The organism is Cellulomonas sp. C5510, from assembly GCF_019797765.1.
In the GTDB taxonomy this organism is placed as follows: domain Bacteria; phylum Actinomycetota; class Actinomycetes; order Actinomycetales; family Cellulomonadaceae; genus Cellulomonas.
Genome location: NZ_CP081862.1, coordinates 213,971 through 228,984, shown reverse-complemented (window position 1 = coordinate 228,984; position 15,014 = coordinate 213,971). Strand labels below are relative to the sequence as shown.

The following is a 15,014-nucleotide window of genomic DNA, read 5'->3' as shown; positions in this document are numbered from 1 at the left end:
TGCGGTCAGACCGCCCGCACGAGGGCGACGGCGGCGGCGACCAGCACGGCGCCGGCTCCCACCACGCCCGTGAGCCGGCGCCCGCCCGCACCCACCCGCCTCCCCAGGGCGGCGCCCGCCCCGGCGAGCGCCGTCTGCCACGCGGCCGACGCGGCTGCGACCCCGGTGACGAACCACACCCCTGCCGGCCGTCCGGGGAGCGACGCCGCGACGGCCGCGAACGTCACCAGGGTCAGCGGGTTCACGGCCGTGAGCAGGACGAAGCGCAGCGCGACGCGGAGTGCCGCAGCCGGTCGCTGCGGTTCGCCGTCGTCCGCCGGGGCCGCGGGCCGGGCCACCGCCAGGGCCCCGCGCAGCAGCGCGCCGCCGACCACGACGAGCACCAGGGCGGCGACGAGCGCCACGGCGCGCTCCCTCCCTGCCAGCACCCGCGACAGCGCCGCGCCGGCGGTCGCCGCGAGGGCGGCGTACCCGCAGTCGACCGCCGCGACGCCGGCGGCTGCGGCGAGACCGCGACGCAGCCCGTCCAGCGCGGACGTCCGGACGACCAGGACCCCCACCGGGCCGAGCGGGACCGCCACGCCGAGGCCGGCGAGCACACCGGAGGCGAGCGCGGCGACGGGGCCGTCGGGGAGCGGTGTCACGCGGGCGAGCCTGGCGCGAGCCCCCGTCCATGTTCGGCGGATGACGCAGCCGGGCTGCGACAATCGCGGCATGGACCCGATCGACGAGGCGATCCTCCGTGAGCTGACGGCCGATGCGCGGCTGCCCTACCGGGAGCTCGGCGCGCGCGTCGGCCTCTCGGCGAACGCCGCCGCGGCACGCGTCCGGCGGATGCTCGACGACGGGCGCATCGGCGGCTTCACGGTGCGGGCGACCGCCGGCGCCGGACCCGCGCGCGCCGGCCTCGAGGTCTTCGTGGACGTCCGGCTCGCCGCGGACGCCGACTCCGAGACGTTCCGGCGCGCCACCGTCGCCCGGCCGGAGGTGCTCGACGCCGTCCACGTGACCGGCGGGTACGACTACCTCGTGCACGCCGTCGTGCCGGACGCCGCCGGCCTGGACCGCCTGGTGCGCACCATGAAGCGGGACGACGGCGCGGTGCAGACGCTGTCGCGCGTAGCGCTGCGCAACCCCGGCTCCTGACCGGTCCGGGACGTACCTGCCGTGCCGCGGCAGGTACGTCCCCGGCGCGGGTCAGCCCGGACCCCGGCCCCCCGCCCGCGCCTTCGCCCGCTCAGCCGCAGGGCCCGCGGGTCCCGGCCCGCCCGGACCGGTGACGCCCTCCGTGGCCGGCTCCCCGGCACCGGGCCCGTCGGCACCGGTCCCGGCCGGGTCGGTGCCGGGTGCGGCCCCGCCCGGCGCGGTGGCCCCGCCCGGCGCGGTGGCCCCGCCGCCGCCCTCGGCCGGGTCCGCGCCGTCCGCGGGGTCGGCCTGCTCGCTGCCGGCGGCGGCGTCGACCAGCACGGCGTCGCCGGGGGACTCCGCTGCGGGGTCCTCGGGCGCGCCCGCCCCGCCGTCCGCGGGCTCGTCGACGGGCGACACCGTGGGCTCCTCGGAGCGCTCAGCCACCGCGGTGACGGAGGGTTCGGGGTCCGCGAGCGGGGGCCGCTCGCCCAGCGCCCGCGCCCCGAGCAGCGCCGCCGTCACGCCCACTGCGGCGACCGAGACCGCCGCCACGCGCAGACCGGCTCGGCGCGGCGCCGGCGGGCGGCGGCGGGCGCGGGTGCCGCGCGCGCCGGCCAGGTCGACGACGGGCGCGGGCCCGCCGGGCACCGTCCGCGTCCGCTCGCCCTCGTCGTGACCGCCCACCGCGACCAGGGGTGAGGACGACGGCGCCCCGCCCGCCGCCGCCTGCGGCACGACGGTCCCGAGCGCCACGGTGACCGCGCCGGCGTCTCCGTCGACCGGGCCGAGCCCCGTCGCGCCCGGGCGCAGCAGGGCGCGCAGCTCCTCGGCGACGGCGACGGCACCCGGACGCTCCGTGGGTTCCAGCGCGGTCATCGCGGTGAGCAGACCCGCCCAGCGGGGCCCCAGGTGACGGGGGATCGGCGGTGCGTGGTGCAGGCGTGCGACAGCGCTCGCGATCGGCGTGCCGGGGAACGCCCGCTCGCCGGTCAGGCACTCCACGAGCACGAGCCCGAGGGCGTACACGTCGGACGCCGGGGTCAGCGCCCCGCCGGTCGCCTGCTCCGGGCTGAGGTAGGACGGCGTGCCCAGCAGCTCGCCGGTGGTCGTGAGGTGCTCGTCCGAGGGCGCGCGGGCGATCCCGAAGTCCGCGAGCTTCGTCCAGGGCGCCGTGGCACCCGACCGCTCCTCCGCGGGCAGCAGGATGTTGGCGGGCTTCACGTCGCGGTGCACGACGCCCTCGTCGTGGATGTACGCCAGCGCCTCGGCGACGTGCGCGCCGACCACCGCCGTCTCGTCGGCGGGCATCGGCCCGGCCGCCACCCGCGTGGCCAGTGACGGCCCGCGCACGAGCTCCATGACGAGGTAGGCCTGACGCTCGCCCCCCGCCAGGACGGCGGTGCCCGCGTCGAACACGGTGACGAGGCCCGGGTGGCTGAGGCGCGCGAGCAGCTGCATCTCGGCGCGGTGCCGCTCGTCCGCGACCGGCCCGGCGGCCGACGGGTGGAACGCCTTGACGGCGACGTCGCGGCCCAGCACGTCGTCCCGGGCGGCGTACACCTCGGCCATGCCGCCGCGCCCCAGGCGGTCACCGAGGACGTAACGCCCCGACAGCACCGTGCCGCTGCCGAGCGCACGCTCGCGCGGCGGCGCGTCGGCAGCCGGCGCGGTGGCGCAGGGCTCCTCGGCGCGTGCACCCTCCGCACGCCTCTCGCTCACGCGGGACCTCCTCGACGGGAGGGACCAGGATCGCCGCCGATCGGCCCGCGCGCGCGCCGAGCGGGATCGGCGTCCCCCGTCCCGGTGACGCGCACGCCGGGGCCGGGGTGGCGTCAGCGCGGGCTCAGTCCGGTCTGACCTGCGTCTCCGCCAGGACGGCGCGCAGCAGGGGGCGGCTCGACTCGGTCGCCCCGAGCACGAGCAGGCAGCCGACGGTGAGGCACGTCACGAGCAGGAGCAGCCCGCGGGGGTCGCTGACCCCGGCCAGGCCGAGCAGCGGGGAGAACATCACGACCGCGGCGGCGGCGGAACCGACGCCGACGAGCAGCACCGGCACCAGCACCTCGCGCCGCCGCACCGAGTCGAGCAGCCCGACCGGCGTCCCCGCGAGCACCTGCAGCGCGTACTCGCGACGACGGTCCAGCACGCTCGCAGCCTGCGTGATCCCGGCGGAGGCCGCAGCGACCAGGAACGCGATCACGAGCGTCAGCAACCCGCCCCGGAGCAGGTCTCCGGACATGGTCGCGGCATCGGCCACCTCCGCGGCGCTCGCCCCGTCGCCCGCCCCGCCGGACACCATCAGGGGCAGGACCGCGAGCGAGCCTGCGACGAAGCCCGCGAGGCCGAGCCCGCCGACCACCCGCCACACCGCCCGCGGGTCGTCGACGAGACGACGCGCGGCGAGCAGCTGCGCCGGGGTCCGCGCCCACCGCACCCGCAGCCGCCCGACCAGTCCCAGCGTCCACGGACCCACCAGGTTCAGCGCCCCGAACCCCAGGGCGAGCGACCCGAGGCCGAACGCGGCCGCCGCCGCGCCGAGCTGCCCCGACGCCGCCGTGACGACCATGAAGACGCCCATCGCCGCGACGGCGAGCACCGCCCGCACGGCGCGCAGGCGGGGCGGGGTCTGCCTGCGCGCGACACCGAGCGGCGACACCACGACCCGGCGCAGCGACACCACACCGCTGACGACGGCCAGCACGGGCACCGCCACGCCCGCGGCCACGAGCAGCGGCCAGCCGACCCACAGCTCCGCCGCCGAGAACGTCGAGCCCTGGAACGGCACCCGCGTCCACACCGGCAGCAGCGCGACGTAGCCGACCACGCCCGCGACCGAGCCGACGAGCCCCTGCCAGGCCGTCTCGACCACCGTGAGCGCGACGACCTCCCGCGGCGTGACACCGAGCAGGCGCAGGGTCGAGAGCCGGGCGTCCCGCCGGGCGACACCGAGCCGGGCCGCCGACCCGCCGAGCGTCAGCAGCGGCACGACGAGCAGCACCAGGGCCGTCCAGGCGAGCACGACGTAGGACTCCGCGTTCTCGCGCTGGTACTCCCCGACCGGGTGCGCGGCCCGGCCCAGGAAGCCCATCAGCCCGCCGACCACGGACAGCGTGAGGGCCGTCATCACGGCGAACGCCGCGACCGCGAGCGCCGTCGTCACCCGGCCGTCGCGCCCACCCGCGGACCGCAGGCGCGGGGCCAGCGCGAGGACGGCGCTCACCGGGCACCGCCCGGGGTGGCCGGGGCGGTCGGCGCGGCCGGGCCCGGGACCGGGGCTGCGGTCGCGCGCGGCGGCTGCCGCACGTCGGCGACCACCCGCCCGTCCCGCACCTCGACGCGCCGGTCGCACCACGCGGCGACACCGGCGTCGTGCGTGACCAGCACCAGCGACGCCCCCGCGAGGCGCGTCGTCTCCGTCAGCACCCGCATGACGTCCTCACCGGTCGCCTGGTCCAGCGCCCCGGTCGGCTCGTCCGCGAACACGACCTCCGGGCCCGTGATCAGCGCGCGGGCCACGGCCACGCGCTGGGCCTGCCCGCCCGACAGCTCGCCGGGGCGCCTCGCCTCCATGCCACCCAGCCCGAGCGACGCGAGCCAGCGCACGGCCAGCGCCGTCGCCTCCTTGCGGGACGTGCCGAGCAGCATCGGGGCGAGCGCCACGTTCTCGACCGCCGGCAGCTCCGCGAGCAGGTGCCCGAACTGGAACACGAACCCGTAGTGCCGGCGCCGCACCAGGGAACGCCCGCGCTCGTCGAGGTCGTGCAGCGTCCGGCCGGACAACGCCACGCTGCCGGAGTCCGGCACGAGGATGCCCGCCAGGCAGTGCAGCAGCGTCGACTTCCCCGACCCGGACGGACCCATCACGGCGACCGACTCGCCCGGGGCGACGTCGAGGTCCACCCCGGCCAGCGCCGTCGTGGCACCGAAGCGCTTGACGAGCCCCCGGGCGGACAGGCGCGGGGGCGCGATCGGGACGCCGTGGGCGGCGGCCGGGGACGGAGCGGCTGCCGGTGGTGCGGCCGGCGGTGGGGCGGATGCGGTCGGGGCGGGGTGCGCGAGCGGCTCGGTCATGCCCCCAGCGTCGTCGCGGGCACCGGGCCACCGCGTCGTTCCGCGGTCGCGTCCTGCGGTCCGGGCCGGTGCGACCGCGGTCGGAGGTCCGGGGTCACGTCCGCCCGCAGTCGGAGGCCGCGTCATCCGTGCTGCCGACACCCCGGGCATGCGAGGACCCCCCGCACACCCGCCAGAGCTCACCTGCCCTTGCTGCCTTCCGGCCCTGGGGGGGTTCAGCGAGATGACGCCGCACGAGGGGTCTGCCCCCAGCCTAACGCAGCCGGGGATCAGTCCGTGTCGAGCCGTCGCAGGTAGCGTTCCGGCCCGGCGAGGAAGCCCTGCCACGACAGCACCAGGTCCGTCTCCTCCCACGGCGTCTCCCGCAGGCCCCACTCCCCGACCTCCCAGACGCGCGCGCCCGGCAAGGACGCCAGCACCGGTGAGTGCGTCGACAGCACCACCTGCGCACCTCCGGCCACCAGCCGGCGCAGGTGCGCGAGCAGCGCCAGCGAGCCGGTGCACGACAGCGCCGACTCCGGCTCGTCCAGCACGTACAGCCCGCGGCCACGCATGCGGTCCTCCGCGAGCGCCAGGAACGACTCGCCGTGGGACATCTCGTGGAACGCCAGGTCGGCCGGCGACGGGTTGTCCTCCAGGTAGGTGAAGAACCCGTGCATCGTCTCGGCCCGCAGGAAGAACCCCCGCTTCGAGCCGCCCGCGCCGCGCTCCAGCACCAGGTGCCGCCACAGCGTCGACTCCGACGCCCGCGTGACGCCCCGCGCGCCGGTCGACCCGCCCTCCGCGCCCATGCCGAACGCCATCGCCAGCGCCTCGACCAGCGTCGACTTGCCCGCGCCGTTCTCCCCGACCAGCACGGTCGCCGCCCCCAGGTCCCACCCGTCCCGCAGCACCTGCGCCACCGCGGGAACCCGGGCGAACCACGCCCCGGCGTCGACGGGCTCGCGCTCGTCCGCACGCACGCGTCGGACCGGCAGCGCGGGACCTGTCAGGGGCACGAGGACAGCCCACCACACCGGGCCGGCGCCCCGGGGGTGCTGCTCGGGTGCGGTTTCCGAGCACCCCCCGGGCTCGGGTACCCTCTACGGGCCGGGAGGATTCGCCTAGTGGCCTATGGCGCACGCTTGGAAAGCGTGTTGGGTGCAAGCCCTCGGGGGTTCGAATCCCCCATCCTCCGCCGGAAGAGGGGCCCGTTCCCGCAGCGATGCGGGAACGGGCCCTTCGTCGTCGGCGGTGCGGGTGGGCAGAGGGGTGCCGGTAGCAGCTCTGGCAGCAGTTCGCGTGTGGGCACCCGCCAGCGGCGCCGCACGTCAGGGCCCGGAGCCGGAGTGGCCGTGATGATGGGTGCCACCGAGCGGGACTCGGTCCTACTGGTTCGCAACCGGACGTTCCACAGAGGCGCGGAGATCCGGGTGCAAGTCCCGGCGGGCTGCCACATCGGCCCGTAGCTCAAGTAGTAGAGCCCCGCTTGTTCACATGTTGCGCGCGAACGTCGACCGCCGAAGCAATCTGCTCAGCCGAGGCGAGGCTTCCATCGATCGAGAGCAGCGACAGGAGCCTCAGCGGGCGCCCTGAGTCTGCGGCCGCGTGCATCTTGTGGTGCCCATCGAGCAGGAAGTGGGTGAGGCACCAGTGGCCGTAGTAGTCCACGCTCCAGGTGTCCGTCGCCGGCTGACATACGTCGAGCGTGGAGATGGCGACGGCCGTCGGTGTGTCGGAGACGAGAAGGCGCTCGACGTGCGCACGGACTGTCTCGGCGTCGTCCCACACGGGCGGGAGCATCGGCACGACGAACTCGAACAGATGGCAGCCGCGTCCGGCGACCGGGGTCTCGAACGTGCGGTAGTAGGCGGTGCGCGGGTACTCAGGCAAGCCCCAGAACGAGTCGACACCCCACGTGGCGAGCTGCTCCTCGCCGAAGTAGTCGCCCGGCTTGCCCGGCGTGACAAGCCGGGGCGCCACGGAGATGAGCATCGGCACGTACTGGCCCTCGGGCAGGAGCCCGCCGAACGCGTCGACCACGGACGGGTCGACGTCGTCCAGTCCGCTCGTGAGCCGATCCCGCATCTCGTCGAGCGACAGGGACTGGTTGGCCCCCTCCATCCGCTGGAACAAGAACTGGCACGTCCCGCACCAGAAGCTGAGCTCGAACGCGGGATCGTCGTCGAGTGTGAGCATGCGCCGTCCCGCCCACGCACCCTCTGGCTTCGGCTGTTCGTCGATTCGGATGCGCGGCGACGGGCTTCCCAGCTGGATCGCGGCGCCGACGTCGAGGATCACGCCACCACGGTAGTGCCGCTGACCTGGCCCGTCGTCAAGGGTCGTACGCGCTGCTTCTGCGCATCGTGAGGGGGCCGCGGATCCGTTACGTCGCGGGCGGCCCTGGCCCCTACAGTCGCTGCGTGAGCGTGGAGCGGACCCGTTCGTCGCCAGGGACGTCCTGGCTGCGATCGGCGGTGTACCGGCACCTGATGCTCCGCTCTCGTCGTGATCGTCGCGCGCTCCGCAGTCGAAGCCCCTCTGGGCTCGCGCGTCACGACCCGGCGTCGCCGCCGCCGGTCGAGCCCTCGTACAGGCCGACCTGGTTGCCCTCCGTGTCGACGAACGCGGCCCACCAGCTCGTCGCGTCGATCTCGCTGCGCGGCACGACGACCCGCCCACCGAGCTCGGTGACCCGGCGCAGCGTCTCGTCGATGGAGTCGACCTCGACGTAGGACCGCGGCTGGTCGAACCCCTCGCTGCGCGGCGCGAGGCCGCCGCCGCTGACCTTGTTCGGGGCCTGCCACATCGGGTAGCCCTCGAACCCGGGGTACTCCTGGATCTGCCAGCCGAACAGCGCGCCGTAGAAGCCCTTCGCCCGCTCCACGTCGTCGACCGGGATGTCGATGTGCGTGATGTCGCCGTGTGCCATGTCCGCTCCCCGGGCCCGTGACCCCGCGCCGTCGCGGGGTCGGCTGAGTCCAGCGTACGGACGGCCCCTGACACCGCGCCCCGGCGGCCGGCGTCAGCCCTTGGCGCGGCGGGGCGACGCGAACGTGCGCAGGCGACGGGCGGCGACGGCGAGCTGCACGTCGCGGTACTGCGCGGCGCGGTGCATCTGCCCGCGCAGGTCGGTGCCGGACGGCCGGTGCCGCAGGTCGCACGGCACCTCCACCGCGACGAAGCCCTTGCGGAGCAGGTCGATCGTCATGCCGGTCTCCACGCCCCAGCCGCGGGCGAGCGGCGTGGCGGCCTCGAACGCCTCCCGGGTGAGGCAGCGCATGCCGGAGAGCGGCTGAGTCGGCGTCCACCCGGTCATCGACTGGATGGCCCGGCGGGCGGCGCCGACCACGATGCCGCGGCCACCGGCACCGGGCTGCGGCGGCAGCAGCGCGATCGACACGTCGGCGGTGCCCTCGAGCACCGGCGGCACCAGCGGGGCGGTGTTCACGGCGGTGTCGCCCAGGTCGCCGTCGATGAAGAGCAGCAGGCGCGGCGGCCGGTCGGGGGCGTCCCGCATCGCGACCACGGCGGCGCCGGTCTCCATCGCGGACGCCTTGCCGCGGTTGTGCGAGTGCCGGACGACGACCGCGCCGGCCTCACGGGCGACGTGCTGCGTGTTGTCCTCGGAGCCGTCGTCGACGACGAGCACGAGGTCGACGTGCGGGATCGCGCGGGCCGAACGGACCGTCGCGGCGATCCGGCGGGACTCGTCCTTGGCCGGGATGACGACCGCGACGCGCTGGCGGGAGCGCCCGGTGCGGGTGGTGGTCGTCGGCGCGTCGAGCGGGGCGGTCTGCTGCGGCAGGTGACGGCGGGACTTGCGCACCGTCGGCGGGGTGCCGCCCGCGTCGGCGGGAGGCACCTCGGGAGCCGGGCCGGGCTCGGCGTCGGCGGGGGCGTCGGAGGCACCCGCGGGCTCAGGGGCAGGACCGTCGGCGACCGGTCGTCCCTCGGTCCTGTCCTGCGCCTCGCCCGTCACCCGAGACAGCCTAACGATCCGGCCCGGCCTCGACCCGCTCCGGGCCCCGGACACGCGGAGGATGCACACGACGGTCACACGGGGGGCCCGGAGTCGTCACCAGCGGCTGGGCCGGGCCGAGGCGCGCCGGGACGCCCAGCGGCGGGGGTGGGACGCGGACCGCGCGGGGAAGAGAGAGCGCGCGGGAGGCGTCGGCTGCCGGGCCCCCGGGACGGCGGGGGGCCGGGCCGGGACGTGCCCCGACCCGGCCCCCCCGGTACCGCAGGCTCCGCGTCAGCGGAGCGTGACCTGCCGGGCCACGATGCCGGCACGCGCGCGGCGGGCGTTCGCGTCGAGCGGCTCGGTGTCGGCGAGCGCCGCCTCGAACACGGGCGCGAAGGCAGCGAGCGGTGCCTCGACGTCCTCCGCCTCCGAGCCGCGCGCGAGCTCCCACACGGGGACGACGAGGCCGTTGGAGCGGAAGTACCCGATGAACTTCGCACCGTCGAAGCCGGACTCACGGCGGCCGTGCAGCCGGGCGAGGCCGTCCACGACCTGCTGCTCGTCGTGCGGCTGGGCCCAGCGCAGGTACTCGCGCGCGCCCATGCGGACCCAGTACGCGGCCTCGACGCCCGGCACCTTGTGCGTCTCGACCACTCCGGCGTCGGCCTCCTCGACGGCGGCCTTCAGCTCGGGCGTCATCTCGGTGTCCGGCGCGATCCAGTAGCCGAAGCCGTCCTCGACGGTGACCTCGAAGGGCACGGTCAGGTCCAGCACATCCTGGAGGCGCGGGCCGGGGCCGGGCAGGCCGGACTGCTGGACGGCGGTGTCGGGCTCGGCGTCGAGCGCCTCGAGCAGCGCGGCGGCGAGGTCGCGGCTGGCGTCGCCGGAGCTCCCGACGGTCTGGAGCGCGAGCAGGACCACGCCGTCGGCGCGGTGCAGCGCGGACCAGCCGGACGGCAGGACCGTGGTGACCACGATGTCGCGCGCCCCGTGCTCGGCGACGGTCCGGGCGGTGGCGGTCGCGGCGGGCACGAGCTCGCGCAGGGCGACCCAGTCGGGCTCCCCGGGGAGACCCTCGAACGGGCGCAGGACGAACTCGACGTCGGATGCTGAGGCCATGCCCCCAGGCTACCGGCCGGGACGCCCCCGTCAGGTTGTCCACAGGTTCCCGTCCGGCCCGCCGCGCGTCCCGCTTCGGTGGCAGGATCGACGGCATGGACCCCCGCGCCGGAACCCCCGCCCAGCCCTCCGACCTGGTCGACGTCGACGCGATGCTCGCGGCGTACCACGACCGCCGCCCCGACCTCGACGACCCCGCGCAGCGCGTGGTGTTCGGCACGAGCGGCCACCGGGGGTCCAGCCTCGACGGGGCGTTCAACGAGGCGCACATCGTCGCGATCACGGCCGCGATCGTCGAGTACCGCCGCGGGCAGGGGACGGACGGTCCGCTGTTCATCGGGCGGGACACGCACGGCCTGTCGCTGCCGGCCTGGCAGACCGCGCTCGAGGTGCTCGCGGCCGCAGGGGTCGAGGTCCGGGTGGACGCGCGCGACTCCTGGACACCGACCCCGGCGGTCTCCCACGCGATCCTGCTCCACAACGGCGCCGCCACCTCGGAGGGCGTGCGGGCGAGCGGCCCCGGCCTGGCCGACGGCATCGTGGTCACGCCCTCGCACAACCCGCCGCGCGACGGTGGTTTCAAGTACAACCCCCCGCACGGCGGGCCCGCGGGCTCGGAGGCGACGTCCTGGATCGCGGACCGCGCCAACGAGCTCCTCGCCCACGGCGTGGACCGGGTGCCCCGCGTCAGCGTCGACGCCGCGCTCGCGGCCGACACCACCCGCAAGCACGACTTCCTCGGCGCGTACGTCGACGACCTGGTGCACGTGATCGACCTGGACGCCATCCGGTCGGCGGGCGTGCGGATCGGCGCGGACCCGCTCGGCGGGGCCTCGGTCGAGTACTGGGGGGCGATCGCGGAGCGCTACGGCCTGGACCTCACGGTCGTGAACCCGCGCGTCGACCCGCAGTGGTCGTTCATGACGCTCGACTGGGACGGCAAGATCCGGATGGACTGCTCGTCGCCGTCCGCCATGGCCTCGCTCGTGACGGCGATGGGCGGCGACGCGCCGTTCGACATCGCCACCGGCAACGACGCCGACTCCGACCGCCACGGCATCGTCACGCCGGACGCCGGGCTCATGAACCCGAACCACTACCTCGCGGTCGCGATCCGCTACCTGTACTCCGGCGCCCGCCCCGGCTGGCCCGGCGACGCGGCGATCGGCAAGACCCTCGTGTCCTCCTCGCTCATCGACCGGGTGGCGGGCACCCTCGGGCGCCGGCTCCTCGAGGTGCCCGTCGGCTTCAAGTGGTTCGTGCCCGGGCTGCTCGACGGCTCCGTCGGCTTCGGCGGCGAGGAGTCGGCCGGTGCGTCGTTCCTGCGCACCGACGGCTCCGTGTGGACCACCGACAAGGACGGGATCATCCTCGCGCTGCTGGCCTCGGAGATCCTCGCGACGACGGGCCGGTCGCCGTCCCAGCACCACACCGAGCTCGTCGGGGAGTTCGGGCGGTCCTGGTACGCGCGCGTCGACGCCCCGGCCACGCTCGAGCAGAAGGCCACGCTCGGCAGGCTCTCGCCCGAGCAGGTGACCGCGACGACGCTCGCCGGCGAGGACATCACCGCGAAGCTCACCGAGGCCCCCGGGAACGGCGCGGCGATCGGCGGGCTCAAGGTGACCACCGAGAACGCGTGGTTCGCGGCCCGCCCCTCCGGGACCGAGAACGTCTACAAGATCTACGCGGAGTCGTTCGTCAGCCCGGAGCACCTCGCGCAGGTCCAGGAGGCCGCGAAGGACGTCGTCTCGGACGCGCTCGGCTGAGCGCGCGCCACGGCTCCGCCCGGCCTAGCGTGGGCCGCCCCGGCGGTGCCGGTGCCCGCGTCCGCGACGACGCAGGCGGGTCCGACCGGCGACAGTCGCCGTCAGCCCGCCACAGCCGGCACCGGGTCGCGACCGAGCGAAGGAGCACACGATGAGCGAGAGCAGCACCCCGGTCCCCGACGACGCACCGGACGCCGTCACCGACCCCGACGTGGACTCCGTCCGCGACGAGGAGATCAGCGACGACGAGGTCGCGCGGTCGATGCCGGACGCCGGCACCAGCGACGCGGACCCCGGCTCGTTCCTCAACCCCTGACCGCGGGCGGCGGCTCGGCGCGCGGGGACGCGCACCGGGCGGTAGACCGGAGGCCATGACGCAGACCTCCGGACCCGGCGCCGTCCTGTTCGACGTCGACGGCACGCTCGTCGACTCCAACTTCCTGCACGTGCACGCCTGGGTCGAGGCGTTCGCGGCTGTCGGGAGCCCGGTCGACGCGTGGCGCGTGCACCGGCGGATCGGCATGGGCTCCGGCCGGCTGCTGCAGGAGCTGCTCGGCGACGACGTCGACCGGCTCGGTGACCGCGTGAAGCAGGAGCACACGGAGCGCTACGCGGCGCTGGCCGGGCTGCTCCGCCCGTTCGACGGCGCCCGGGAGCTCGTCCGCACGCTCACGGACCGCGGCGTGCGCGTGGTGCTCGCGACGTCCGCGGCACCCGAGGAGGTCGAGCGGCTGCGCGAGGTGCTCGAGGTCGACGACCTCGTGGAGATCACCGCCTCGCAGGACGTCGAGGAGGCGAAGCCCGAGCCGGAGCTGGTCGAGGTGGCCCTCGAGCGTGCCGGCGTCCCCGCCGACCGGGCGGTGTTCGTCGGCGACTCGGTGTGGGACGTGCAGGCGTCCGTCCGCGCGGGCGTGCCGTGCGTGGCCGTCCTCAGCGGGGGGACCTCCGCGGCCGAGCTGCTCGACGCGGGCGCCGTCGCCGTCCACGACGACGTCGCCGAGCTGCTGCGGGAGCTCGACGGGAGCGCGCTGGCGTCCGTCCTGCGCTGAGGCCCCGGGCTCAGCCCCCGGCGCCGACGACCATGTCCGCGTAGTCCGGGTGCTCGGCGACGAACGCCCGCACGAAGGGGCACGCCGGCTCGATCCGGTCGCCCGCCTCACGGACCCGGTCGAGGGCGGCACGGACCAGCGCGGACCCGATCCCGTGCCCCTCCTGCCGGGGGTCGACCTCGGTGTGCGTGAACACCACGACGCCGGGCCGGCTCTCGTACTCCGCGACACCCAGCACCGCGCCGTCGGCGCCCACCGCCTCGAACCGGTGCTGCTCCGGCACGTCCCGCACGTCCACGTCCGCCATGCCGCGAGTATGCGTCACCGGGGCCGCGCCCTCCACGGCACGCCGTGTCACCTGCTGGTGGGAGACTGTGCGCGTGCTGGGGACCTACCGCGACGTGCTGGACCGGCCCGGCGCCCTGGCGTTCTCCGGTGCGGGCGTCATCGCCCGGCTCCCGATGTCCATGGTCGGCATCGGCATCATCCTGATGATCGAGTCCCTGCACGGCTCGTACCGGCTGGCGGGCGCCGTCTCGGCCGCCTACGTGCTCGCCCAGGCGGTGTGCTCCCCGCAGCTCGCCCGCCTCGTCGACCAGCACGGCCAGGCGCGCGTCATGCGCCCCGCGCTGACGGTGTCCGCCGTCGCGCTCGTCGCCCTCGTGCTCTGCGCGACGCTCGACGCGCCGGTGTGGACGCTCTACGCGACGGCTGTCCTCGTCGGTGCCACGATCGGCTCGTTCGGCGCGCTCGTCCGGGCACGGTGGTCGCACGTGCTGTCGGACCCGCGTTCCCTGCACACCGCGTACTCGCTCGAGTCCGCGCTCGACGAGCTCGTGTTCGTGGTCGGCCCGATCCTCGCGACCACGCTGGCGACCGCCGTCGCCCCGTCCGCGGGCCTCGTGGTGCCGGTCGTCGGGATGGTGCTCGGCGGGTACTGGTTCCTCGCCCAGCGCCGGACGGAGCCGCCGCCGCACGGCCGGCGTCCCGTGGGCCCCGACGGGGTGCGCGCGCGTCGGGTGTCCGTCATGCGCTCCGGCGGGATGGTCGTGCTCGCCGTCGTGTTCGTCGCGATGGGGTCGATCTTCGGCGCGACCGACGTGAGCACCGTCGCGTTCGCGGAGGAGGCGGGGCGCCAGGCGCTCGCCGGTGTGGTCCTCGCCGTGTTCGCGTGCGGCTCGATGATCTCCGGCCTGCTCTACGGCGCGCGGCACTGGGTCACGCCGCTGTGGCGCCGGTTCGCCATCGGGATGGTCGCGCTGGCGGTCGGTGTGTCGCTGTTCGTGCTGGTGAGCTCGATGACGATGCTCGCCGTCGTCATGTTCGTCGTCGGGTTCGCGATCGCCCCGACGCTGGTGAACGGCAACGGGCTCGTGCAGCACTTCGTCGCACGGGAGCGGCTCACCGAGGGGCTCACCTGGGTCGGTACGTCGCTGGGCGTCGGCGTCTCGCTGGGTTCGTGGGTGGCGGGGTCGATGATCGACCGCCAGGGGTCGCACGGTGGCTACCTGGTCGTCGTGGGCTCCGCGGCGCTCGCCGTGGTGGCCGTCCTCGCGTCCCTGCGCACCCTGCGGGCCGGCAACCCCGACGCGCGGGTCCCGGCCGGCGGGGGACCGGACGACCCGCCCGCCGGCGACGGCACCCGCCACGCCGGGACGGGACCCGGCGCGGGCGACCCCCACGACGACGGCGCGGGTCCGGGGGCCGGCGCGGCTGGCGACACCGCCGGCCCGGGCGCTCCGGAGCCCGCCGTCCCTCCCGACCGGTCCGCCCCGACGACGCTGCCCGTCCCGATGGACGTCCCCGGGACGGAGCGGCTCGCTCCGGTCGCGGACGACACCACCACCGGCTGACCGCCGCGCGCCGGGCTCTCGTTCCTCGCCCGGCGCCGCGCGGCACCGCCCTGCGCCGCCGCGGTGCGACGCCCCGGCCGCCGGT

At 76.1% G+C, this 15,014-nt stretch carries 15 protein-coding genes, 1 tRNA gene and 1 other RNA gene; 6 read left to right on the top strand and 11 right to left on the bottom strand.

What is annotated here, in order from left to right:
• Nucleotides 1-5: 5 nt before the first annotated feature.
• The gene (locus K5O09_RS00990) at nucleotides 6-644 is read right to left on the bottom strand and encodes a LysE family transporter (protein WP_222171049.1); all 639 of its coding nucleotides are present in this window, start codon (nucleotides 642-644) and stop codon (nucleotides 6-8) included.
• A gap of 70 nt (nucleotides 645-714) precedes the next feature.
• Here K5O09_RS00990 and K5O09_RS00985 point away from each other — a divergent pair, with 70 nt between their 5' ends.
• Nucleotides 715-1,146: an Lrp/AsnC family transcriptional regulator gene (locus tag K5O09_RS00985; RefSeq protein WP_222171048.1), complete on the top strand. Its 432-nt coding sequence runs from the start codon at nucleotides 715-717 to the stop codon at nucleotides 1,144-1,146.
• Nucleotides 1,147-1,197: 51 nt separating this feature from the next.
• Here the strand turns inward: K5O09_RS00985 and K5O09_RS00980 are convergent, their stop codons facing one another.
• From K5O09_RS00980 to K5O09_RS00960, 5 genes are all read right to left on the bottom strand, one after another.
• Entirely contained in the window at nucleotides 1,198-2,847 is a 1,650-nt protein-coding gene (locus K5O09_RS00980; protein WP_222171047.1) for a serine/threonine-protein kinase, read from the bottom strand.
• A 124-nt stretch (nucleotides 2,848-2,971) separates the two neighbouring features.
• Nucleotides 2,972-4,348 (bottom strand): FtsX-like permease family protein, encoded by a 1,377-nt coding sequence (locus K5O09_RS00975; RefSeq protein ID WP_222171046.1) that lies wholly within the window; start codon nucleotides 4,346-4,348, stop codon nucleotides 2,972-2,974.
• Nucleotides 4,345-5,199, bottom strand: coding sequence for an ABC transporter ATP-binding protein (locus K5O09_RS00970; RefSeq protein ID WP_222171045.1), 855 nt, complete (start codon nucleotides 5,197-5,199; stop codon nucleotides 4,345-4,347). The genes K5O09_RS00975 and K5O09_RS00970 overlap by 4 nt, the downstream gene beginning before the upstream one ends.
• A 149-nt stretch (nucleotides 5,200-5,348) precedes the next feature.
• Nucleotides 5,349-5,445, bottom strand: an RNA gene (ffs, locus tag K5O09_RS00965) — signal recognition particle sRNA small type.
• 23 nt (nucleotides 5,446-5,468) lie between these two features.
• Nucleotides 5,469-6,161 (bottom strand): AAA family ATPase, encoded by a 693-nt coding sequence (locus K5O09_RS00960; RefSeq protein ID WP_255595952.1) that lies wholly within the window; start codon nucleotides 6,159-6,161, stop codon nucleotides 5,469-5,471.
• 130 nt (nucleotides 6,162-6,291) lie between these two features.
• On the opposite strand from K5O09_RS00960, the gene K5O09_RS00955 reads away from it, so the two are divergent.
• Nucleotides 6,292-6,376, top strand: a tRNA-Ser gene (locus K5O09_RS00955).
• 272 nt (nucleotides 6,377-6,648) lie between these two features.
• Here the strand turns inward: K5O09_RS00955 and K5O09_RS00950 are convergent.
• The 4 genes from K5O09_RS00950 to K5O09_RS00935 form a co-directional block, all read right to left on the bottom strand.
• Nucleotides 6,649-7,479: a hypothetical protein gene (locus K5O09_RS00950; protein WP_222171043.1), complete on the bottom strand. Its 831-nt coding sequence runs from the start codon at nucleotides 7,477-7,479 to the stop codon at nucleotides 6,649-6,651.
• A 253-nt stretch (nucleotides 7,480-7,732) separates the two neighbouring features.
• Complete coding sequence (locus tag K5O09_RS00945; RefSeq protein WP_222171042.1) at nucleotides 7,733-8,110, bottom strand: VOC family protein; 378 nt, start codon at nucleotides 8,108-8,110, stop codon at nucleotides 7,733-7,735.
• A gap of 93 nt (nucleotides 8,111-8,203) precedes the next feature.
• On the bottom strand, nucleotides 8,204-8,986 hold the full coding sequence (locus K5O09_RS00940) for a glycosyltransferase family 2 protein (protein ID WP_255596273.1): 783 nt from the start codon (nucleotides 8,984-8,986) through the stop codon (nucleotides 8,204-8,206).
• A gap of 447 nt (nucleotides 8,987-9,433) precedes the next feature.
• On the bottom strand, nucleotides 9,434-10,261 hold the full coding sequence (locus K5O09_RS00935; RefSeq protein WP_222171041.1) for a DUF5926 family protein: 828 nt from the start codon (nucleotides 10,259-10,261) through the stop codon (nucleotides 9,434-9,436).
• 95 nt (nucleotides 10,262-10,356) lie between these two features.
• On the opposite strand from K5O09_RS00935, the gene pgm reads away from it, so the two are divergent.
• The 3 genes from pgm (at nucleotide 10,357) to K5O09_RS00920 (ending at nucleotide 13,076) form a co-directional block, all read left to right on the top strand.
• Nucleotides 10,357-12,027, top strand: a complete 1,671-nt coding sequence (gene pgm / locus K5O09_RS00930; RefSeq protein ID WP_222171040.1) for a phosphoglucomutase (alpha-D-glucose-1,6-bisphosphate-dependent) — start codon at nucleotides 10,357-10,359, stop codon at nucleotides 12,025-12,027.
• 151 nt (nucleotides 12,028-12,178) lie between these two features.
• Entirely contained in the window at nucleotides 12,179-12,343 is a 165-nt protein-coding gene (locus tag K5O09_RS00925; protein ID WP_222171039.1) for a hypothetical protein, read from the top strand.
• Between the two features lie 55 nt (nucleotides 12,344-12,398).
• A complete protein-coding gene (locus K5O09_RS00920) occupies nucleotides 12,399-13,076 on the top strand; it encodes an HAD family hydrolase (RefSeq protein ID WP_222171038.1) in 678 nt (225 codons plus the stop codon).
• A gap of 10 nt (nucleotides 13,077-13,086) precedes the next feature.
• On the opposite strand, the gene K5O09_RS00915 is transcribed toward K5O09_RS00920, so the two are convergent.
• A complete protein-coding gene (locus K5O09_RS00915) occupies nucleotides 13,087-13,383 on the bottom strand; it encodes a GNAT family N-acetyltransferase (protein WP_222171037.1) in 297 nt (98 codons plus the stop codon).
• Between the two features lie 73 nt (nucleotides 13,384-13,456).
• Here K5O09_RS00915 and K5O09_RS00910 point away from each other — a divergent pair, with 73 nt between their 5' ends.
• Nucleotides 13,457-14,929 (top strand): MFS transporter, encoded by a 1,473-nt coding sequence (locus K5O09_RS00910; protein WP_255595951.1) that lies wholly within the window; start codon nucleotides 13,457-13,459, stop codon nucleotides 14,927-14,929.
• Nucleotides 14,930-15,014: the final 85 nt, after the last annotated feature.